This is a genomic window from Micrococcaceae bacterium Sec5.7, assembly GCA_039636785.1.
GTDB lineage: Bacteria > Actinomycetota > Actinomycetes > Actinomycetales > Micrococcaceae > Arthrobacter.
On the sequence record CP144169.1, the window covers coordinates 1,790,933 to 1,812,428 of the forward strand.

At 64.6% G+C, this 21,496-nt stretch carries 19 protein-coding genes and 2 pseudogenes; 6 read left to right on the forward strand and 15 right to left on the reverse strand.

The window, feature by feature from the left end:
* Nucleotides 1-10 precede the first annotated feature (10 nt).
* From V3C33_08530 to V3C33_08580, 11 genes and pseudogenes are all read right to left on the reverse strand, one after another.
* On the reverse strand, nt 11-1,780 hold the full coding sequence (locus V3C33_08530; GenBank protein ID XAS69280.1) for a TraM recognition domain-containing protein: 1,770 nt from the start codon (nt 1,778-1,780) through the stop codon (nt 11-13).
* Nucleotides 1,761-3,368: a DUF87 domain-containing protein gene (locus V3C33_08535; GenBank protein ID XAS69281.1), complete on the reverse strand. Its 1,608-nt coding sequence runs from the start codon at nt 3,366-3,368 to the stop codon at nt 1,761-1,763. Before V3C33_08535 ends, V3C33_08530 begins: the two co-directional genes overlap by 20 nt.
* Entirely contained in the window at nt 3,368-4,876 is a 1,509-nt protein-coding gene (locus V3C33_08540; protein ID XAS69282.1) for an SCO6880 family protein, read from the reverse strand. The genes V3C33_08535 and V3C33_08540 overlap by 1 nt, the downstream gene beginning before the upstream one ends.
* Nucleotides 4,863-6,149, reverse strand: coding sequence for a hypothetical protein (locus tag V3C33_08545; GenBank protein ID XAS69283.1), 1,287 nt, complete (start codon nt 6,147-6,149; stop codon nt 4,863-4,865). Before V3C33_08545 ends, V3C33_08540 begins: the two co-directional genes overlap by 14 nt.
* A gap of 1 nt (nt 6,150) precedes the next feature.
* Nucleotides 6,151-6,897, reverse strand: coding sequence for a hypothetical protein (locus V3C33_08550; GenBank protein XAS69284.1), 747 nt, complete (start codon nt 6,895-6,897; stop codon nt 6,151-6,153).
* Between the two features lie 27 nt (nt 6,898-6,924).
* Nucleotides 6,925-7,194, reverse strand: coding sequence for a hypothetical protein (locus V3C33_08555; protein ID XAS69285.1), 270 nt, complete (start codon nt 7,192-7,194; stop codon nt 6,925-6,927).
* Nucleotides 7,195-7,205: 11 nt separating this feature from the next.
* Nucleotides 7,206-7,814 (reverse strand): DUF6668 family protein, encoded by a 609-nt coding sequence (locus tag V3C33_08560; GenBank protein ID XAS69286.1) that lies wholly within the window; start codon nt 7,812-7,814, stop codon nt 7,206-7,208.
* Nucleotides 7,815-7,847: 33 nt separating this feature from the next.
* Entirely contained in the window at nt 7,848-9,329 is a 1,482-nt protein-coding gene (locus V3C33_08565; protein ID XAS69287.1) for a chromosome partitioning protein ParA, read from the reverse strand.
* Nucleotides 9,330-9,371: 42 nt separating this feature from the next.
* Nucleotides 9,372-9,890 carry a hypothetical protein gene (locus tag V3C33_08570; protein XAS69288.1) on the reverse strand — a complete coding sequence of 173 codons (519 nt, stop codon included), beginning with the start codon at nt 9,888-9,890 and terminating at the stop codon, nt 9,372-9,374.
* A pseudogene (locus tag V3C33_08575) lies at nt 9,887-10,288 on the reverse strand (CHAP domain-containing protein). Before V3C33_08575 ends, V3C33_08570 begins: the two are co-directional and overlap by 4 nt.
* Nucleotides 10,289-10,346: 58 nt before the next feature.
* On the reverse strand, nt 10,347-10,751 hold the full coding sequence (locus V3C33_08580) for a recombinase family protein (GenBank protein ID XAS69289.1): 405 nt from the start codon (nt 10,749-10,751) through the stop codon (nt 10,347-10,349).
* 15 nt (nt 10,752-10,766) lie between these two features.
* Here V3C33_08580 and V3C33_08585 point away from each other — a divergent pair, with 15 nt between their 5' ends.
* Together V3C33_08585 and V3C33_08590 are read left to right on the forward strand one after the other, a co-directional pair.
* Nucleotides 10,767-10,958: a 4-hydroxythreonine-4-phosphate dehydrogenase PdxA gene (locus V3C33_08585; protein ID XAS69290.1), complete on the forward strand. Its 192-nt coding sequence runs from the start codon at nt 10,767-10,769 to the stop codon at nt 10,956-10,958.
* A 72-nt stretch (nt 10,959-11,030) separates the two neighbouring features.
* A complete protein-coding gene (locus tag V3C33_08590; GenBank protein XAS69291.1) occupies nt 11,031-12,023 on the forward strand; it encodes a squalene cyclase in 993 nt (330 codons plus the stop codon).
* A 259-nt stretch (nt 12,024-12,282) separates the two neighbouring features.
* Here the strand turns inward: V3C33_08590 and V3C33_08595 are convergent, their stop codons facing one another.
* The 3 genes from V3C33_08595 to V3C33_08605 form a co-directional block, all read right to left on the reverse strand.
* Nucleotides 12,283-12,864 carry a recombinase family protein gene (locus V3C33_08595; protein ID XAS69292.1) on the reverse strand — a complete coding sequence of 194 codons (582 nt, stop codon included), beginning with the start codon at nt 12,862-12,864 and terminating at the stop codon, nt 12,283-12,285.
* A gap of 171 nt (nt 12,865-13,035) precedes the next feature.
* Complete coding sequence (locus tag V3C33_08600; GenBank protein ID XAS69293.1) at nt 13,036-16,110, reverse strand: Tn3 family transposase; 3,075 nt, start codon at nt 16,108-16,110, stop codon at nt 13,036-13,038.
* Nucleotides 16,111-16,430: 320 nt separating this feature from the next.
* Nucleotides 16,431-17,681 (reverse strand): multicopper oxidase domain-containing protein, encoded by a 1,251-nt coding sequence (locus tag V3C33_08605; protein XAS69294.1) that lies wholly within the window; start codon nt 17,679-17,681, stop codon nt 16,431-16,433.
* 185 nt (nt 17,682-17,866) lie between these two features.
* Here V3C33_08605 and V3C33_08610 point away from each other — a divergent pair, with 185 nt between their 5' ends.
* Both V3C33_08610 and V3C33_08615 read left to right on the forward strand, forming a co-directional pair.
* Entirely contained in the window at nt 17,867-18,184 is a 318-nt protein-coding gene (locus V3C33_08610) for a hypothetical protein (protein XAS69295.1), read from the forward strand.
* Nucleotides 18,185-18,190: 6 nt separating this feature from the next.
* Entirely contained in the window at nt 18,191-18,508 is a 318-nt protein-coding gene (locus tag V3C33_08615; protein XAS69296.1) for a hypothetical protein, read from the forward strand.
* Between the two features lie 322 nt (nt 18,509-18,830).
* On the opposite strand, the gene V3C33_08620 is transcribed toward V3C33_08615, so the two are convergent.
* On the reverse strand, nt 18,831-19,886 hold the full coding sequence (locus tag V3C33_08620) for an IS30 family transposase (protein XAS69695.1): 1,056 nt from the start codon (nt 19,884-19,886) through the stop codon (nt 18,831-18,833).
* A 648-nt stretch (nt 19,887-20,534) separates the two neighbouring features.
* Here V3C33_08620 and V3C33_08625 point away from each other — a divergent pair.
* Nucleotides 20,535-20,867: pseudogene (locus tag V3C33_08625) on the forward strand (recombinase family protein).
* Nucleotides 20,853-21,029 carry a helix-turn-helix domain-containing protein gene (locus V3C33_08630; protein ID XAS69696.1) on the forward strand — a complete coding sequence of 59 codons (177 nt, stop codon included), beginning with the start codon at nt 20,853-20,855 and terminating at the stop codon, nt 21,027-21,029. Before V3C33_08625 ends, V3C33_08630 begins: the two are co-directional and overlap by 15 nt.
* Nucleotides 21,030-21,496 lie beyond the last annotated feature (467 nt).

Below are 21,496 nucleotides of genomic sequence, written 5' to 3' on the forward strand. Positions count from 1 at the left end.
TCAAAACCTCCTACTCCGTTACCCAGGGATTAGACGCCGCTGCGGAAGGCACAGCTACCGCTGGTTCCTCAGGGCGGGGGCTGTAGGTCTTGATGGACGCCTCTACAGCTTCCTTGTGGGGTCCGGTGTACCAGGGCAGGGTCCGGACCAGCGTGGCAGGTGCGCCAGAAGCTAAGACCACAGCGCGGCCACGGTCGAGTTCCGCGAGGTTGGAGACGTCGAAGATGCGCTCTTTCCCTTCCTGGCGGGAGCGGCTGGACCCTGATTTGCCGGAGGAGACGGAGACGTTGGTGTAGCTGTAGTCCCCGATCAGGTCCGAGAGTGCGCGGAGGAAGCCTTCTTCGGCGACGCCGCCGCCGTAGACCTTGACGTTGGCGGCGGACCAGATTTTCCGCATGTTCGCTTCCCCCCACAGTTCAACGCCCTGTGACCAGGACTGCAGGATGCCCATCACGATCAGGCCCTTGGAGCCGTAGTGGCTGAACTGGTCCGGCAGGCCGGCCCAACGGACGACGTTGGCCAATTCGTCCAGGGCGAACAGCGCGGGCAGTGGCAGGCGGCCGCCGCTGCGCTCGGCGCGTTCTTCCATGGCCTCGGCAAGGGCCACTGTCAGTGCCGTCGTGAGTGGGGCGGCTGAGCCGGCCCCTTCCTTGGAGAGAATGTAGATGGTCTCTTGTGAGGCGGCAAAGTGGTGGGGGTTGAACTGGCGGCGGGGATCCGTGGTCACGGACTGGCCGCGGGCCGGGGCGACCCAGCGCAGTGTGTTTCTGCTCTTGAGGCACTGGATCATCTTCTCGGCCGTGCCGAAGATGCCGTCGCGCTGCTTGTCGGCCAGCTTCAGCGTGGACTCCAGGCCCTTGTACTGCAGCTCGTAGTCGTGCTCTTTCAGGATTTCGATGGGTTCCTGGCTGACCTGTTCGGTCACCCACAGGTAGACCTGGGTGATGGGCAGCTCCCCCAGCGCGGCCGCGAGGAAGTACGAGGAGAGAATGTCTTCGGCCTTCGGGTCAAAGTAGGCATCCGGCTTGGACCCCGGAAGGCGCGAACCGACCGAGAAGTGCTGGGTGAGTTTGTAGGCCTTCTCTTCGTCCGTGACATAGGAGAGCGGGTTCCACCACCAGTCCGGTTCCTCCTGAGCGATCTTCTGCGGATCAAACACCCACACAGGAGCGGTCAGGACCCGGACGCCACGAGTGCCGTCCACCACGTCGCGCTTGTTCGACGTGGACACCACAGCACCAGGTGCGTCCAGGATCGCGGGCATGACCCGTGAGGTCGACTTACCTGTCCGAGGACCCCAGATGTCGATGCTCAGGTCTTCCCAGGACTGAATGAACTTCTTGCCGGTGGATACCACCTTGCCCACCACGATGCCCGGAGTGTCCTTCACGCCGAGGCGCTCGGCCGTGGCTTTTGCGCCCTTCTCGGAGAACGCGGCGAGGGATTTGCCGCGTCCCAGGTACTGCGCGGCCTTATCGACCCGGGCACGCTTGCTCGCGCCTTTCCTCCATGCCACCAGCACAACGATGGTCAGCACCAGGATCAGCCCGGCCATGACGCACGCGGCCACCGTGGACTGGATGGGCCAGGGCACCCGGCCCTTGACCAGCCCGGCAATCAGATCAATCGGATGGGCGGGGGGCGCGTCGATGCCGGCCATCCAGGAGCCCAGGTGGGCGGCCGCGTAGGTCCCGCCGCCAAAGACGACGATAAAGCCAATGGCCAACCAGACCAGCAGGGCATCCCCGAGGCCCATTCCTTTACGGTTCGGTGCGCTCACGGTGTTCCTCCTTCGGTGGGCAGCTCGGAGCTACGGGTTCCAGAAGCGTTTCAGCTGGCGCGTGCCAGCGGGTGTTGGTGTCGTTCAATCCCTCGGCCTGCTCAATGGAGGTCAGTCCAACCTGGACCGGGATCCCGGGTCGGCCGCCGACCTTGATCAGGAACTTCCCGCGTCCGGGAGGTTCGACGTCGAGCCCGCGGGAGTCCCACGCGGGCGGGTCCTGCCAGGAGATGAGCTTTTGCTGCTCCTGTCGGGACAACGGAACGGCCGAGGTCAGTAACGGCATCTCAGAGGCCGGGAGGCCGCCGCAGATCACCATCCCGGAACGCTCCACGAATCCGCGGGCCTTCATCCGATCCTCTTCCGCCGGCAGTGCCAGCAGGTCGGACATGGTGTGGGAAATCATGATCTGACCAACACCTACGGACCGGTTCAAACGGGTCAGGGCGTCCACCCGGTCCACCATGCCTTTACCGGAGCGCAGCGCCCGCCACAGTTCGTCCAGGACCACGAAGTAGTTCCGGCGGGGCTCCAGGCCAGCGTCCGCGAGGGCATTGGCGACGTTGACGGTACCGAATCCGTAGGACCAGCACGCGAGCAGAATGGCGGCCTGCAGATCGGATTCTGTCTCGTCAATGGTGGAGACGTCGAAGACGACGGCGCGGTCCCGCTTCATGGGGTTGGTGGTCTGCCGGGAGAAGATTTCGCCGAGCTTCCCGCCGCCGGTCAGGCCCAGCAGGGTTGCTTCCAGTGCCCGCGTTTCCTGCAGGTAGACGGCCATGTCGCCACGGTCCAGTGCTACTTGGCGCAGTTCGTCCGGTGCGGAGACAATGACGTCCAAGAGGTCCTTCAATACCGGGATGCCATCGAACCGGTCATCGAGGACACGGAGCGCCCGGTCCAGGATCGTCTGTTCCTGATCGGTGGGCGGGTTGTTCCGGCTGATGGTGATGAGTGAGACGACCATGTTCAGGCGGCGGCCGTGAGCGTCGGCCCGTACCCGGGTGGCGACCTCATGGTGACCGTGGGCTTCCAAGAGCTGGGCGGCCTCGACGGCCTGACCGGGATCGAGAATGTTCAGATACCCCACGCCACGGCCGAGCTTGATGACCTGGCCAAGGAGGGCCTGGACCGCTTTGACGTGCTCGCCCTTCAGGTCCCCCAGGACCAAGGCGTGGACGCCCTGGGCAGACAGGCCCAGGAACATACGCCGCACCAGCGTGGACTTCCCCAGGCCGGGCTTGCCCAGGATGAAGGCGGAAGGGTTGGAAATGAGCCGTGCCCGCTGGAACCAGCTGATCGGGTCACAGCAGACCGTGGCCTGGGTTTCCTCGTGGCGTCCAAGCGGCACACCGATCATGGGAGAGGACGCACCGGAGGAGAACGGCCAGAGCCCGCAGACCTGGACTGTCGTTCCCCGGTACTCAGTCACAGACGGGACGAGCTGGGCCATTCCCCCGCCACGACCGGGCCAGCCACGGGAGCGCGGCCCGGCCTCGCGGGGGTGCCGCTCAGCCTTCTTGGGTGCAGCCGTTGCCGGCTCACCGGTTTTCTTGGATGAACGGGTGAACATCTTCAGGCGGGCCATTACAGGGCATCCTTTATCTCGGAAGGCAGCATGCTGTGCTTGGGCAGGACCAGCCCCAGCGGCAGGGATGCCGCGAACGCGGTGTCCTGCGCGCCGTAAGCGCGGCGCAACAGCACCCGGGCGGTACCGGAGGTCTGTTCGATGGCCGCGACCGCATCTGCGAGCCGTTCCTTATCGGTCACGGTGGCCGTGACGACCATCCCGAAGTTCACCAGGCCAGCGCCTTGGGCTTCCTCCTGCGCTGTCTGCACAGCGGAGCGGGCATCGACCAGGGCGCGGGCACTGGGCCGGGTCCCGGAGGTGATGCGGACGTTGGCGTTGTTCTGGTCCCGCTCGACCACGGCCGCGGCCCGGGCGGAATCCATCGGGCGGTACAGCAGCGAAATCCGCTTACGGTCAATATCCCCGTGCGGGGCCAGCAACCGGGACAGGACCGAGGAGTTCACCGACCCCCGGGGTGCGCCGGTCATGGTCCAGGAGGCCGAGAATGCGCTGTCGTGCCGGTAGTCGTCCCAGCTTGCCTGTGTTGCGGTGGGGCCGACCTCGCCCCAGGTCAGGGACACCGGGGACCCGGCGGCGTGGGCTTCATCAATGATCAGCGCTGCCGGCGGATCGTAGGCGATCCGGACGACCTCGCAGAGTTCTTGCGCCGACATTGGACGGGCTATACCGGCGCCGGTGGACTGCAGCCGTGCCGACAGGCCGGGGATGCGTGAAGCAAGGTCGCGGGCTACATCTTCCGGTGTGCGCTTTTTCGATCCTGCGCGGAGGGAGGCGGTGAATGTCAGGGATACCCAGGCGCGAACTGTGGCCGATCCCTCCGGGTAGGTGTCAACGACCTCGCGCAGAATCGCCTGGGCAAATTCCGGCGCGTTCGGGTCGATGTTCATTTCAACTTCGTTCCGCAACCGGTACCCGGAATCCGGGGCGGTCTCCACCGTCACAGCCGCGGCGTCCAAACCAGCCTCATCCGCAAGCCCGGCGAGCCAGCCGCCCCAGTTCGCCACCCACGCGTCGACCTGCTCTGGGTCCACCAGCGAGGCTCCGTCAGGTTCGGTGGAGAAGATCACGGTGAAGTGGCTGGTGGTCGGCACGTGCAGCAGCGCGAATGGGCGCTTGTAGGAGTCAGCGAACTCGTACAGGGTGGACTTCGCTGCAAGACCCGGCAGCTGGTACATGCCCCACTGCGTCACGCCCAGGGGCCCGGAACGGTAGAGATTCGTGCCGGAGGACTTGGACAGCCGGAAGCTCATCCGTGTACCGAAGCGGTCGACGACGGACTGGCCGTGCTTGTCCTTGACGGTCAGCAGGAGGGCGCTGGCTCCGGCCATGGCGAGGACAGCGAGGCCCGGAAAAAGACCCCAAATGGCGAAGCTGATGATGCCCATCAACAATCCGGCCATGACAATCCCGGTGCCGATAGCGCCGAGGTTGCCCAGTCCGGCTGAGCGCGGTACGCGCCAGTTGCCGTAGGACGGTTCCTTGTATTCGGTATTAATTGCTGCCACTGGGGCCCTCCCCGGTTGAATCCTGCGCTGTCTGCTGTGCGGCCTGAGAGGCCTTGGACGCTACTTGTACTCCTGCGGCGACGGCGAGCCCGGCCGGGCCGGCGGCTTTCGCCGCTCCCGACGCGACCCCGGCTCCTGCGGTGCCAGCAGTGGCCCCTGCTCCTGCGGTGCTGGTGGCTCCGCCTGGGCTTCCTGGACCGGTTGACCCTGGCGTCGGCTGGCCGCCGTTTCCCTTCGGGCCAGGTGTTCCGTCACTGCCCTTCGGAGATGTGCCTGGCTGGTTGTTCTGCGTGCTCGCTGGCGTCGGTGCGGCATTGCCCTTGCCGCTGCCACTGCGGCCCAGGGAGACAGCACCTGTGGCCATGGCCCCAACCGCCGCACCTGCCCCTGCGCCGCTGCCGGAAGCAACGGCTCCGACCATCGGCGTCACAAACCGCATCAACGCCGGGAGTGCGAACAAAGCAACGACCATCAACGTGAAACCAGTAATGGAACCGATCAATGCGTCTTGCCCAGTGTTTTTGCCCATGAGAAGGAACGCGACGGAGTACACGATGGCCGCCGCTGGCTTGTAGAGGATGAAGGCAATTGTCCAGCCGACAGCTTTCTGGAACCACTGCCTCCCCATCTCCGTGTTGGTGAACGCGGCCGTGGTGGGCAGGATGCCTGCCAGGATCACCAACATGCCGCTGCGCACTACCATCAGCACTACCTGGACGAGGGAGGCGATCAGGCCAATCAAGCCCAGGACGATGAGGATAAATACTCCGACGCCGGTCTGGTTGGTCATGACGAGGATCTTCATTGACTCTGCGAATCCCTTGCCATCCGTAGAGCGGTCGATGATGGCGACAGAGAAGGCGTCGGCGGCGATAACCAGAATTGAGATGACACCGAGGCCCAAGCCCGTGACCAGGGTGAGCGTGAGCAGCGAACGGAGCAGGTCCTTTAGCGGTGCCCCGCGTTGTTCCCAGACCATTCTGATGCCCCCAAGGATGACAGCGAGGACCGCTAGCGCCAGCGTCCAGGGCATCAGTTCGTTATTGACCGCAGTAACCACGGGACTTGCGGTTGTTCCGTCCTCGCTGGCCAGGTTCACGGTAGGCATAGAAACCCAGAAAGTGGACAGTGTTGTTACCATCTGGCTCATGCCCTCCATGATGGCTTTTGCAAGATTGTTGATTGCGTCATCTGCGATCCCCGCTGCAACATTGCTGGCACCCTGTGAGCCCCAGCAGGCCACGTCCCAGACTTCGCATTCCTTTTCTGCCATGTCAGATGCCAGCCAAGGGGATAAACGAACTCAGGTCACTGATCTGGCGAACTGCGCCTCCGCCAGCGGGCGGGATGTCCAGTTTCCAATCACCGTCCTCCCACAGCAGTGACGTCGACAGAGCGCCGTATCCGCCATCTGCGCTCTTGAGGGCAAGCTCAACGACTGCGGTTTCGGGAGTGTACGAATGGATGATGAAACCGGCGATCTGAACCTTCGGTGAGGTCCCTCCACCGACGTCCTTCCCTGCGTTTATGGCCTGTACAGCTTTGTCCCGCGAGGGGCTGTCAGCGGCAAGCTCCAGGTAGACCTGTTTTGCATAGCCATTGAACGACGACGCCCAGATGTTTGCCGTCGCGTAAAGCGCTCCCGTCGGGGACTGGGCGAAGCACGACCTCAGACCATCCGTGCCTACCTTTCCAGGACCGACCGTTGACGGATCCGATGGGACAGCCATGGTTCCGAGCAGGTCCCACTTGGACTTAGGCGCGGTTCCAAGTGCGGTTTCCTTACTACTAGGGAGCCCGCAGACGCTCTCGCCAGCCCCAGCTGAAGCGCTGGGGCTGGCTGTGGCCGAGTTGCTGGACTCTGATGGGGCCGGGGCCGGCTGCGCGTTTCCCTGTCCTTTGGGGAACAGGAAGATGACGAAGGTTGCTGCGATCAGCGCGACCACCAGCGCGGCAGCAATGATGAAACCGGGCTTGGTGAACGGATTGCTTTCGGTGGTGCTCTCTGTTGACTGGCTCATGGTGAACCTCCCGTTGTTGATGCTGGTTTAGACGAAGGCGCGGACGATGCCGGAGGCGCCGGTGATGATGATGCAGCCCATCAGGACCCAGCCGAGACTGGCGAGGGTCTGGCCACCCTCGCCGCGCTGGAGCGAGATGACCAGCTTGATACCGACGATGATGACTCCCAGGACTCCCAGGACCAGGCCAATACCGGACGCCCAGTTCAGGATCGTAAGCAGGCCGCCGGCCTGTGGTGGGACAGTCGGGGTGGGGTTGGGGATGACGCTTGCTGCAAGTGCGGAGAAGGAGTTCATGGTGAGGCCTTTCAGTTGCTGGTGCTTGGAGTGGTGGCGGTAGCCAAAGCGGCTACGTCGGTGATGAAGCGTTGGTACTCGCGGGCCGGCGGGGTCGTGGAATCTCCGTGCCGCCAGGCCTCTACCCAGGGCAGAGTCCAGAGTCGGGGCGCTCCCCCGCCGACGATCGCGGCGAAGTCACGGAGCGCTTTGGGAGTCTTCCCTGGTGCGTCTGCAAGGACAGCGAGGCCGAGCAGATCAAGCTCCGGTGCAGCATCTGATGCCCACTGAGTCAGTGCGCTCCTGGCGGCTGTGAGGCCGCGCATGTCTGCCCGGCAGACCAGTAGTACCCGTGGCTTGGTTCCGTCCTGCAGGATGGGCCAGCAGTGATCCGTGATGCGGGCCCCGTCGAGGAGTTCAGCGATTCTGCTCTCGCCGGCTCCCCCGTGGGCTCCGGTAATCCACAGCGCTGCAGAACCTGACATGGTGCGGCGGCCCAGGCGGTCTGCTGCGTCCGGTTCAACCATTCCCCGCAGCGGGGCACTGATCACGGCCGCTGGTGGCACGTGCGTGTCCGGTGCTTCCTCTGCCGCAGTGTCGGCGGCTGGGCTGGTGATCCAGGGGTTCAGAGATTGTTGCATGGTTCCTCCTTTCGAAGTCCGTTGGTGGGCGTTTTAGAAGCCGCCAGCGACGGCGGCCGCTGCGGCCAGCCATGCCCGCTGCGTGGCGGGCTGAAGGGCTTCATAGCGGATGGGGCCGTTGACCAGGGCCGGATCGTAGGGGATCCGGACAACTGCCCGGACGAACGGCTCAAAGCCGTCCGCGATCCGCTGTGCCTCAGCTTTGGCCCTTTTGAGGGCCTCTCCGGTCATGCTCCGCTTGGCGTCGGTGGATTCGGAGACGATGACGACCGCGTTGCGTGCCAGTGCGGCGTCGTGGCCACCACGGGATTCCAGGGTCTGCAGCGTCAGCCGGGCGGCTTCTGCGCGGTCCTCGATAGCCGTCACGGGCACGACGAGCTGATTGGTGTGGTCAATCATCCTGCGCCAGTTCGCTGCCCGGGCGGTGTTGCCCGAATCCATGATCACCAGCCGGTAGTAGCGGGTGAGGACCTGATGAGCGATATCGACTTCCTCAGCAGTGACTTCGTGGTCGCCTTCTTCGTTCTCGTCCGAGCGCAGGACGTCGAACTTGTCTCCGGTCTGGTGGTGGACGAACTTGGCGATTTCGGCGGCGCTGGTGGATGGGGAGAGCAAGGACTGTGAGGAATCAATCAGGTCCAGAACGCTGCGGTTATGGACGCCCTTTTCTGTCCGCCACCCCAACGTTCCCTGCGACTCGTTGTTGTCCCACGCGACGGTGGCCGCGCCGCTGTAGCGGGCCAGGACCGCCGAAAGCATCACCACCGTGGGGGTCTTGTTGGCCCCGCCCTTCCGGTTCACGACAGCGACCGTGCGGGGACCGGGCCAATGCTGGCTGACCGTGCGAATGTCCTCCCGCTCGGAGAGTTCTTCGCCTGAGGGGTCCATCCGGAATCCGAGTCGCGTGAGCGTTCCCCGCCAGCCCTGCGTGGCCGGTTCCAAGACCGGCGCGCTGACCAGGAACGAGGTTTCCTTCAAGCTGCGCCGGGTCGGCGCCGCTTCCTCAGCGACAGCCACCGGCTGCGGTTCTTCAGGGGTAGCCGGCACCGGTGTGGTAGCGGATGCGACAGGGCTGGGCGGCCATGGCTGCCGGTCCACCGCCGCCGCAACGGCCGGGACTGCTGCGGGCTCTGACGGGGTGGCTACTGGCTCAGGTGCACGAACGGGGACGGTATCAATCATGGTCGGAGCTACGGTCTCGGGAGTGGTTTCCGGAGCTTCTGCCCGGCGACGGGCGGGACGGGGCTCATAGGAGACGGATTCAATCTTGTTGTCCGGGTGCACGATCAGTTCACCGTGCCCTTCGGGATCCTCGATCTGGACCCTGACGGGGCGCTGCAGTGTCTGCGCCTCGCCCACAACCAGGGCCAAGGCATTGTTGCGAAGATCCTGCAGGGATTCCCCGGTCGGAACGATGCGGGAGTTACCCGCGACGACGACCTCGGCGGTCCCGTTGTCGCGGACGATGGCACTGATCTTTGGAAAGGCCATGACCTCGGTTGGTGTAGTACCCATGAACTTCTTCCTTTACGTGTGAGAGATGGAGAGATGAGGCGCTTAGGACGATGGTGGTGTGAGACGGTTGACCTTCCACGGGGCGTCCTGGCCCGTGCGAAGCAGCTGCAGCGTGTAGGTCCCGGCATTGGTGGGGACCGCTGCCGTGACGCCGTAGCCGTTGGCTTCATCGACGGTCAGCTTGGCCGGCCCGGTGACGCGGTTGGTCGGGATGTTGGCCGGGTCCACCGCCGAGTAGTCAGCGGTTGCCTGCGGTGTCAGCCAGCGGGCTAGATCGTTGGCCCATTGCTTTTCCTCCACGGTGGGGCGGGCGAAGTCGGCCATTGCCTTCTCAGCGACTTCCACGGCTTTGTCCTTGCTGGCCTGATCCCAAGTGATGCCGGTGGTGGCCGGGACTCTTCCCCCGGGCGCCTGTGGCCCGCTGTTGGCGCTCAGTGAGACGGGCGCGGACGCTGTCGGGGTTTTGCTTGCTGATTCTGCCGGTGCCGGTGTGGTGTTCGCTGCTGGTGCGCATGAAACGCAGAGCAGGGCCACGGCGAGCAGGGCCAAGGGATTTTTCACTTCTTCTCCTCTTGAGTGGGCAGGTACAGGAACGCGGAGGGGACGTTGCTGCTGACTGTCCTGGTGTAGTAGTTGTGGTCATCCGGGGGCGGGTTGCCGTTGTAGCCCTCTTCGACATAGGTCCCGTCGTCTTTGACTTCTTTGACCACGGCGACGTGACCAAAGTTCGGGTCTGCTCCTCCGGCGCCGGGGGCGTACCAAACGACCGCACCGACACGAGGAACGGAACCTGTGGGCCAGCCTTTGGCGTCCCATCCGCTCTTCCACGTCACTGCAGACCCCAGCCGCTGCCCGTCTGGGCGGAACGTGCCGTTGAGCAACTTGAAGGGCGCGCTGGTGGAACCCATCTGCTGGTTCACCCGCCACAGCGCGAAGTCCACGCACTCCCGGTAGTACATGGGGGCTGAGCCGCAATGGAACGGTCAATCACGTTTAGCCGTTCGTGCTTGATCTTGATCAGTTTGTCGGCTTGGGTGGATGGGCTGTCTGGGTGAGAGTTTTGTGGACGACGCCGATGGATATGCCGAGGTCGGCGGCGATGGTTCGGATGGACTCTCCGCGTTCGCGTCGGGCGAGGATTGCGGCTCGTTTGTCGTCCTCGACGACTGGGCGTCGACCTCCGACCCGACCGTTGCGGCGCGCGGCTTCTAGGCCGTTCTTGGTTTTGACTGAGATGTCGCGGCGGCGGTCTTCTGATAGGGCCAGGGCGATGTCGAGGATGAAGGAACGCTGCGAGTGTTCGCCGGCGGCGATCCCGGCGAGGACTTTGACGGCGATGCCACGTTGGAAGAGGTCATTCAGGACAATGAGGCCTTCGAGGAGGTTGCGCCCGAGTCGGTCGACTTCGTGAACGGCGAGCATCCCTCCCGGAGGCACGTGCGACCCGTCAAGGTCCTGGGCATCGAGGCCGGCGTCAACATCACCGTGGGCCTGCCCGTGATCCGCACCTCCGTGGACCACCGCACGGCCTTCGACATCGCAGGCAACGGCATCGTCGAGGTGGGCAGCATGATTGAGGCGCTGCGCCAGGCAGCGGAAATGTCGCCGAGCCCGGTGCTGCAGGCGTAGTACTTCGCAGCTACCAAGCGTCGGTGCGCCCGGGACGCTGATCTCCGCGTGGAATAGTGTAGCCTGTCGACGATGGCCCTGGACCCCGCCCTGCTCGACTGGTTGCGTGACGCCGACGCGGCGCTGCGCTGGCAGGTGGAGCGCGACCTGGCGGGCTGCCCGCGTGAGGTGTGGGGCGCCACCCGTGCCCGCATCGCTACGGAAGGGTTCGGGGCGCGGCTGCTCGCGCTGCAGGATCCCGACGGCCAGTGGGCGGGCGGGGCGTTCTTCCCGAGCGATTTCGACGTCCGCGGCCCCGAGGCGGCCGAGGGGGCGGGGCAGCCGTGGACCGCGACGACGTGGACGCTCAATACAGTCCGTGACTGGGGCCTCGATGCAGCCGCCCTCGTCGGCACCGCCCACCTGCTCGACGCGAACAGCCGCTGGGAGTATGGCGACCTGCCGTACTGGGGTGGCGAGGTGGACTGCTGCATCAACGCCTACACGCTCGCGAACGGCGCCTGGCTCGGGGCGGATGTCTCCGGAATCGCCCAATGGTTCGTGGACCACCGCTTGCCCGACGGCGGCTGGAACTGCGAGTGGGTAGAGGGCTCCACGCGCTCGTCGTTCCATTCCACGCTCAACTCCCTCAGGGGCCTGTTGTACTACGAAGCCGCGACCGGCGGCAGCGATGTGCTGCGGGCAGCCCGTCGAGCCGGCGAGGAGTACCTGCTCCAACGTCGGCTGCTCCGCACCCTGTCAACCGGCGATCTCGTCGGACCGTGGGTGACGCGCTTCGCGTACCCGTTCCGTTGGCACTACAGCATCCTCAACGCGGCCGACTACTTCCGGGCCGCGGCGCTCCACGAGGGTGCGGCGCCTGATCCGCGGCTTGCCGACGCGATCGAGGCGATACGCGCCGCCCGCCGCCCCGACGGCACGTGGCTGCAGGAGCGTCGCCATCCCGGGAGGGTGTGGTTCCACGTCGACGTGCCGCCCGGCGAGCCGTCCAAGTGGCTCACGGTCTACGCCACGCGCGTGCTCGCGTGGTGGGACAGCGCGAACGGACACTTGAGGCCCGGATAAACGGGGCCTCAAGTGTCCGTTCGCGCAAAGTCTGAAGGGTGCCCGGGGACGTGGCCGGAGCGGGCCTTAAGTGTCCGCTCGCGCAAAGTCTGAAGCCGTTCCCACATCGGCGGCAGGGGCGTCCGCCGCCGTTTGCTGCTCCACTGTTTTCTGTTCCGCTGTCATATGGCCGGGCTCCTTCGGCCCGGGCGGGTAGGCGTGGGGGGCTGAGCCGCAATGGAACGGTCAATCACGTTTAGCCGTTCGTGCTTGATCTTGATCAGTTTGTCGGCTTGGGTGGATGGGCTGTCTGGGTGAGAGTTTTGTGGACGACGCCGATGGATATGCCGAGGTCGGCGGCGATGGTTCGGATGGACTCTCCGCGTTCGCGTCGGGCGAGGATTGCGGCTCGTTTGTCGTCCTCGACGACGGGGCGTCGACCTCCGACCCGACCGTTGCGGCGCGCGGCTTCTAGGCCGTTCTTGGTTTTGGCTGAGATGTCGCGGCGGCGGTCTTCTGATAGGGCCAGGGCGATGTCGAGGATGAAGGAACGCTGCGAGTGTTCGCCGGCGGCGATCCCGGCGAGGACTTTGACGGCGATGCCACGTTGGAAGAGGTCATTCAGGACAATGAGGCCTTCGAGGAGGTTGCGCCCGAGTCGGTCGACTTCGTGAACGGCGAGCATCCCTCCCGGAGGCACGTGCGAGATTGCCTCCAACAGGACCGGCCGGTCCTTGGTGGCCAGTTTGCCACTTGCCCTCTCCTCGAAGACTTTCCAGCAGATCGGTTCCAAAGCATCGCGCTGCCGGGCGGTGTTCTGTTTGTCGGTGCTGACCCGGACCAGGCCGACGAGGATTACCATGCGCCTCACCCGTTCGTTCATCAAACATTGTTCTCAACCATGATGAACGCTATCAGTTGATGAACGGCTAGATGAACGTTCGGTGGTGGGTTTCGTGTCCTTCTGGCCCGGGGTGTGGTGGTGTTCGGGAGACGATCGTTTGATGAACGATCGTCAGGGCCTCGATGCCGGTCATGTCTCGTCGTCTTCATCGGTGTCGGGATCGCGTAGGTCGCGGATCGTGCCGGGTGGGAGTTCAGGGGCAGTGAAGGCGTAGGTTCCGTGGACGCCGAGGTGGGAATGGACGAACGGTGACAGGCGTGCGAGGTCTTCGTCCCTGATCGGGTAGCCCTGGGCCTGAAGGCTGGCGACGGCGGCATCGAGGTAGCGGGTGGTCCACAGCGTGGCGCAGTTCAGGACGAGGCCGAGCGCTCCGAGCTGGTTCTCCAATCCGCGTTCGTAGTGGTGGTAGAGCTCGCCCTTCTTGCCGTGGCAGATCTTGCGGGCCAGGGAATGGCGGTTCTCCTGGAGATTCCGGATGTCCTTGATGTCGCGCCGGTAGGACTCGTCGGTGTCGATGTAGCTCAGGATGTGCAGCGTCTTGAAGATCCGCCCATAGGAGGCGATCGCTTCGCCGAGCGCAGTGGGATGCCCGTCGCGTTGGAGCATCGTCACGACGTCGTAGGCGCGCACCGCACCGGTATAGATCGAGGCTGTCACCCGCAGGATGTCCTCCCAGTTCCTGCGGATCTTGGCCAGGTCGACACGTCCACGTGCGAAAGTGTTCAGCGGGCCGTAGTCGGTGTCCTTCTTGATGCGCCACCCTTTCTGGTCAGGCAGGTCTGCGAGGGCGGGCCGGTAGGAGATACCCAGGAGCTCGAGGAGCCCGAAGACGAGGTCACTGTAGGAGCCGGTGTCGGTGACGACGATTTCGGGCAGTTCGCCTCCGTCGAGGCCGAAGATGACGTCGACCATGTGCAGCGAGTCGCGAATCGTGCCGGAGACGATCTTGGCACCGCGGCCCATGCCGCGGTCGTTTATGGCGTTGAGCCAGGTCATGCCCCGTTTGGAACCGAAGTACTTGCGGTTGGGACGGGCGAACGCGGCAGGGACGGGGACAACGAACCGCATGCCGTCCACAGCTGCAACCATGCCCCCGCCCCAGGTCTGCGCCAGGGGGAGAGTGGCCTGGGCGTCAACGAGCGGGGTGTTCGCTGCTGAGAGCGTCTCAGGACGGAAGTAGTTCTGGTAGACGTGTGAGAGCCGGGACCGTGCCAAGGCCGGGGTTCCCTTGTTCGCGATCGGCCGGTACCCGACATTCAACGAGTGCGCCGCCAGACACGCCGCGACCGACACCGGTAGGTCTGCCATCCGTGACCGTGCCCCAGACGCTGCAGTGAAGGCCTCCCGCAGCTGCGGTACCCAATCCATGACCTCAAGGATCACCTCGGGCAGCTCCACGCGCGGCAACATCGCGGTAGTGCGGACCCGCAGGTCCACCAAGGACGGCGGCTCCTCGACCGCTCTGAGGCCGGTCAAGTGGATCCTGCCGTCCTCGTCCACGCGTGCATCGGGATTGGCGGCCAGTCTCCCGCCGACTCTCCGCAAGGTCTCGTCGAGGACGCCGGCGTGCTCGACCAGCAACGTCTCCGGGGATTCGGGTAGCCCGAGTGCGGTCAGTGTTTCGGCACGCATGCCCTGCCACCGTGTCCCGTCCAAGAGCGCAGCCTGCGGGTTGCGCCACCGCGTGGACGCCTCGGCGAAGACTTCCCGGCGTTTGAGACAGCGCCAGAACCGTTCCAGGACGCACAAGGCATATGCGTGCCGGCTGACAGCCCCGGCCTCGTAGACGGGACTGCCGAACACCAGGCGCTTCCACGGCCCGCTGACAACACCGACATCGATCAGATCCCCGGGAATCAACGGCGCGGGCAAGCGGCTGCGATGAGCAAGAACGCCCGGCAACACTGTCATCGCTGCCAGGACCTGCGCGCCTTCGGCGTTTGCCCCGAAAACGATGACCTGGGTGAGGACCTTCAAAAAGCCCGACACGGTCGGGAAGCGTTTGACCAACTCGGAACGCCAATCATCGCCAGCATCTGCGTCCGCTGGCGGCACGTCTTCGCTGACCACCGCCAGCGCCGCACGCAGCTGATCGCGCGAGACGACGTCCTCGATGGCCTCCCAGATCTGCCCGAGCCTCACCGTTCCATCGGTTCCGCTCCACCCGTCCGCAGCGAACAACGCCTCAACAGCCACGGCAAGGCGAGCAGACGCCTTCGCCAAACGCGGATGCTTGCGGATCCGGTCCTTGTCCGAAGCGTTGCGCGCCTTCGTCAACAGCTCGGTGGCCATCAGTAGATCCAGCAGCCCCAAAGCATCATCGATCGCTTTGCCCTCCACATGCCGTACCGTGGCCAGCAACGTGGCGACCCGACGGCCAGTCGGATGGCGCCGCAACATCGAAGCATCCGCACGCATCCCATACTTCACCAACTCGGCCAGCCGCTGGGACGGGACCCTGGTCTCCACACCAACCAGTGCGAAGCCGAAGCCTGCAATCTCGGCGACCAAGTCCAAGGCCTTGATGATCGCCGGCCCCGATGCGCGTGGGGCCACGCCCTTGCGCCACCGTTCCAAATCAGACACCCGTGAGCCCGGTGCGACCGCCAGCAGCCGGTCCAGAACACGCCGCTGCTCGACCGTTACCAATGATGCCAGCTCGCCCCACAACCGCTCAGTGGCCTCCCTACGGACCCTGGCGACCAGACGCGCCAACCTGGTCACGCCAGGCAGCAGTACTCTGCGCTGACGCAGCCACGCCACCCCGTCGTTGAAGGTCCCCTTCGGACCATCTCCCGAGGTCCACGCACGCGCGGCCGCCCACTCAGTGAAGTCGGCCTCCGCGGCAGAGAAATCCCGCCACCCATCCGCCTCACGAATCAGCAGCTGATGCTCGAATAACGTGGTCCGCCGATCGAGATACTTCTTCACGACCGACGGATCACCAATGCCCAGCTGCCCGGCCACGAAGTCCAGGACAACCGCCGGCACATCCAACGGGTCCTCCAAGAACGTCCCGAGCCAGCGGACAGTCACCAGCTGCAACGCGAACCCGAGCCGAGAGTACTCACCCCGCCGACCAGCGACCAGGACCAAATCCGCGTCGTCAAGGAAGAACACACGCTCCAAATCAGCCCGCGCTGGCACGCCGGCGAATCGCCCAAACGCGGCAGCCTCATCATCAGTCAGGAACTCAACCGGCACTCAGCCAATCTAAACCACCTCAGCCCGACCCGCATCAGAACGGCCAGTCACGCCAAGAACGACCAATGAGCGCTCTAAACGTGACTGACCGTTCCATTGCGGCTCAACCCCCGTCTCCGCCTGGTGCGCGGTGTTCAGGGCAGCCGAGCACCAGCGGGCTTCCACCACGCACGTCACCCCGGTGTGGGCGGGCGATGATCCGGTTCCGGACAGGGAACAGTACCGGTGGGCTCGGAACACGGGGGCAACTACGAGGCCCCCCGTACCCCCGGAATGGTTGCCGCAGGCTCCCATTCCGGGGGCTCGATGTTCGCACTGTTTTAGTGGCCCGCGTGCGTGCCACCCTGGGTGGCGTCGGGGCCCGTCTGGGTGGTCCCGCCGACCGAGCCGTCCTCGTTGAGGACGCGGTAGCGGGTGAGCATGCCGGCGCTGATGTGGTCGTTGACGTGGCAGTGGAGGAGCCAGGTGCCGACGTCGTCCGGGACCATGTCAGCCGCCACCATGCTGGCCGGCAGGAGATTCACGACGTCGGTGCGCATGCCCAGTGCCGTCACGGTGTTGCCGTGCCAGTGCGGGGTGTGCAGGTCAACCTCGGTGCCCATGCCCATGAGGTACCAGCGGACGTGTTCGCCCTTGCGCATGGTCATGGTTTCAATCGGCTGGTTGCCGAAGACGTAGCCGTTGATGGAGTGCATCATGTTGCTCTCGTGGAAGCCTTCGTCGTCGGTCTTGACCGTGGTGGGGTCGCCGGTGAACTTGTCGATGTTGCGCTGCAGGTAGGGGCTGTTGTTTTCGTTGCTGACCTTGTATTGGAGGAAGAATTCGCGGTTCACGTCGTTCGGGGTTCCGTCGGCGCGGGCGGCGCTGGCCTTGGTGATGACCATGGGGCCCACCAGGCCGGAGTAGTCGTCCGAGACCTCGTCCGTATGGGAGTGGTACATCCACATCACGGAGCTGCCGTCCATGGGTCCGGGGCCCGCGCGCTCGGGCACTTCGTAGCTGTAGGTGTAGGTGCTGCCGGGGGCCACGGCGTCGTCACCTTTGGCGGCCGCACCGGTGCCGTCGTTGTACGGTGCGCCTTCGCTGCTCTTGTCGTAGAACACGCCGTGGACGTGTACCGACGCCGGCCGGTCCAGGTTGTTCTTGAAGACCACCTTGATGTGGTCCCCTACGACGCCGCGGATCACCGGCCCCTGGAAGCCCAAGTGCTGTTCGGCCGCCGTCCGCGGCTTGAGGGTCTTGAACGATGAGTCCGTGTACTCCTGGTACAGCGATTTGATGTAGGTGCTGCCGATCCGCTGCGGCCCCTGCTTGGTAAAGACCTGCGCGGCCTCGTCGAACGGCTCACCCGTGATCTGGTTCTTTCCGGTGGGGGCGTAGTTCCAATCCACCTCGTTGGCCCCTATGTAGTACGTGCGGGTCTGCGGCACATAGGCGCTGGCGGCATTGGTTCTCACCGCCGCCGACCCCGTGCCATACAGCCCCGGCGCCGTCACAGCCAGAACCGCCAGCAGGATGATCATGAGGATCCACCAGGGCGAGATGGACAGTAATCCGCCGCGCTCCTTCAAAATTAATCCACGGTAGCCCATGGCGTTCCTCCCCTTAAACATTAAATTTGGCTGGCCGGATGCGGCCCCACCCGAATAGGAAGACGCTATATCCGCCCACTTGCGAAAACCTTGGGGAGCTCAAATGGCTGGGGCGGCCACCACTGATTCACGACTGGTTTATCGGCGACGTCCGGCATGTGATCATGACAGCAACAGCCAATGAAACCGCCCTCGACGCTCCCGTGGTGGACGTTCGGTTCACCCCGGCCGGCAACCCGCTGGCCGTCCGGCATAACGGCCGGATATGGGCCGTCGTGGCCGAGCCGGTGCACTGGTTCGCCCGGGACGCCTGGTGGGACACCCGGCGCACGGCTGCCGTGGGCAGCGGTGACCTTGTGAGCGTCGAATATTGGCGGGTTCAGGTTGGCCTGGCGGCGAACTCGGCCTTGCGGACGTTCACGTTGCGCCGCGATCCCCTCTCCAGCCAGTGGCTCCTGGAGTCAATCGCTGACGGCTATTAGGCAACGGTGAAACCAGACCGCGAACCGATCAGCGATCAGACATGGGAAGGGATCAGGGCTGAATTCACGCTACCCACCCTGGGGCAGGTCCGCCGCCGCCTCTCTGAGCTCATGGAAGACCCGGAACCGGTGATGCAGCAGCTCGTCCGCGTCTTCATCGGCGAGGGCACCTTCTGCCCGGGATTCCAGTTCCTCCCCTGCGGCCAGCTCCACCCAACTGTCGTAGACCTATTCCAGCGAGCGATGGAACTAAAGATCCCCCACAACTACTTCACCGTCTGGATGATCACACGCTCGGGCAGCCTCGGGCTCCCGCCCCGTTGACCTCCTGGACAGCGGGGCCTCACCCTTGCTTCGCGCTCTCGAAACCCTCGGCCGGCGGTAGGCGCCAACCGGACTGCGTGGTAGCGCTGTTGTCCATGAATGGCGGGTCTTTCACCGGTCCGGTTTGGGAGGTTTTCGGCATACCTGGATGGTCCTTGGTGACGCGCCCTGCACTGCTGCTATTGCTCCCCGCCGGCTCGTGGGCGGCGTTCCTTGGGCTTCGCCTCGCGGGCCTGTGTCAACTGCAACTTTAAACTGACCGCTGGCTGCAGTTTGCGTTGACCGGTGGCTTGAATTCTAGGGGTCGTTGCAACACCCGTTCTTAGCTGGCTATCAGTAAATCACGTAGACGCTCGGCGGGGGTGTCCCAGTCCAGTGTTTTGCGGGGTCGAGCGTTGAGTTCGTGGGCGACGTGCTCCAGGTCCTCGGGCCCGTAGGCGTTCAGGTCGGTGCCCTTGGGGAAGTACTGGCGTAGCAGCCCGTTGGTGTTCTCGTTGGATCCGCGTTGCCAGGGACTGGCGGGGTCGCAGAAGTAGACGTCCATGTCGGTGGCGATGCTGAAAGCCTTGTGCTTGGCCATTTCGGCGCCTTGGTCCCAGGTCAGGGATCCGCGCAGGTGCGCCGGCAGGGTCGACATGGTCTTGATCAGCCCGTCACGGACCGATTCGGCGGTGTGGTCCACCGGCAGGTGCACCAGCATCACGTAGCGCGTGGTGCGTTCCACCAGGGTTGCGATCGCCGATTGGTTGTAGGCTCCGGTCACTAAATCCCCCTCCCAATGCCCCGGGACGGCGCGGTCCTGGACCTCTGCGGGGCGTTCGGAAATGTTGATCATCGGGTCACGGAAACGACCGGTGCGTTCCTCGGGATTCCTGTGCTGCTTGCGGCGGGTCCGGCCGGTGCGCAGGGCCTCTTTGACCTCGCGTTTGAGTCCGCCGCGGGCCCGGAAGTAGAGGGCCTGGTAAATCGTTTCGGGGCTCACGCGCATCTGCTCGTCATCGGGGAAATCCTTGATCAGCAGCTTCGAGATCTGTTCCGGGGACCAGTGTGTGAGGAGCTTGGTTTTCACGTAGTCGTGCAGTTCCCCCGGTTCTGCCAGCTTACTGTCCTTCGGCCGTGCCCGGGCCGCGGTGGCAGCCCGGTGAGCACCGTAGGGCCGGTAACCCAGCACCGGGTGGCTGTTGCGTTTGATCTCCCGGCTGATGGTGCCCACGGACCGGCCCAGTACCCTGCCGATCGCCTGCATCGAGGTTCCCTGGGAGCGCAGGTCCGCGATCCTCTCCCGCTCGGGCAGGGACAGGTAGCGGGCGCTGACGGACTGCTCCAGAGCCTCCAACGCCACCGCGGCGGGTGCCGGCTCAGCCACCGGCGCCGTCAACTCCGGCGCCGGTGCAGGGGCCGAAGGTTCCGCGAATGTAGTTGTCACTTCCTGTTTATACGGCAGAGCCACGGCAAGACCTTCGGCCGCGGCCGTGTCGTTTGCAGCCTGTTGCCGGTCCCAGTTGTAGGAACTCGGTTTGCTGGCGCCGACCGCGAGGGCGGCGTCCCTGCGGCCTGCTCCTTCTTGGCGCAGGCGCAGGTACTGAAGCTGCTTCCCTGATGGCCGTCGCGGACTGACGGAGACCAGACCGGCGGCCCTGGCCCAGTTGGCCCAGTTGCCGGGCTGCCGCGCTGACGCTGCCGACGTCCCGCAGCAGGCCCAGGAACTCCTCAATTGCCGCCGCTGGGTGGCGTTGCGCCGGACCAGGCTTCACGGTTCTCGTGGCCCGTAGTCTTCTCCCGGCAGGATTGACCTTGCCGGCCCAGTTGTGCGCGGTGCTGATGTTCAATCCCAGTTCCTGGGCCGTCGCGGTGATAGTACCCGTCCGGTCCAGAACGGCATAGAAGTGGTCCTTGTCCGCTTGCGTGTATAGGCGCTGCGGCCTGATCCCGGCAGCGTTCGCCCACTTCTGGCAGGTGCTCCGGTTGATGCCGAGCTCCTTGGCCGCGGCCGCGACACTTCCCAGCCGCTCCACGGCGGAAAGGAGCACTCACCAATGCCGGATGCGCGAAGATTTACTCCGACAAGGCCACCGGAACGAGCACCAGCCGCCCGGCACTGGACAAGGCCTTGGAACATCTGCGCGAAGGCGATGTTCTTGTTGTCTGGAAACTCGACCGCCTCGGCCGCACGGTGAAGAACCTTATCGCCTTCACCGAGACGCTCCACGAAGGTGGCATCGGCTTCCGATCCCTCACTGATCAGATCGATACCACCACACCTGCCGGCCGGTTCTACTTCCACATCATGGCCTCACTGGCCCAAATGGAACGAGAACTCACCATCGAACGCACCCACGCCGGACTGGCGGCCGCCCGAGCACAGGGACGCCTCCCCGGCCGGAAACGAAAAATGACCGACAGCAAGATCGCCTCAGCACGACAGCTCCTCGCCAACGGCACCTCACCCACCGAGGTGGCCAAAAACCTCGGAGTCTCCATCCCCACCCTCTACCGATGGATCCCCGCACACGACCGCTAACGTACGATTTCATCCCTTTTCTGCAGCGACCCCTGTCAGAGGCACATCGCTGTGCCAAGTTGGATGACGCAGGACATCTCACCTCAGTTGCGGCAGTCTCATTGCAGTTAAGGCATCGGCACGGCGTGTCTCACTTCACTTAAGGCATTAGCCAGTTTCGTCTCACTACAGTTGAGGCATGGGACACGCTGCGGCGGCGTCCGAGGCTTGCGCCGGACGCAAGATGCTCCAGGCACCCTGACCTACAGCGAGCAGTTTTCCTCTGCACCAAGCACAGGGAATCTTGCCCAGTGTTGGATGCTCCCGTTTGAGAACTCCATTCCGATCCGACGCCTGACGGCCTTCAAGAGGCAACGCAATTTCGCCGGCCTTTGGTGGTGTGCCACAAACCAGCGTCACGTCGGTTTGTGATCCTGGTGCGAACGCGACAATCTGATGCTTCTGGACTTAGACCCCAACGTCGTCGG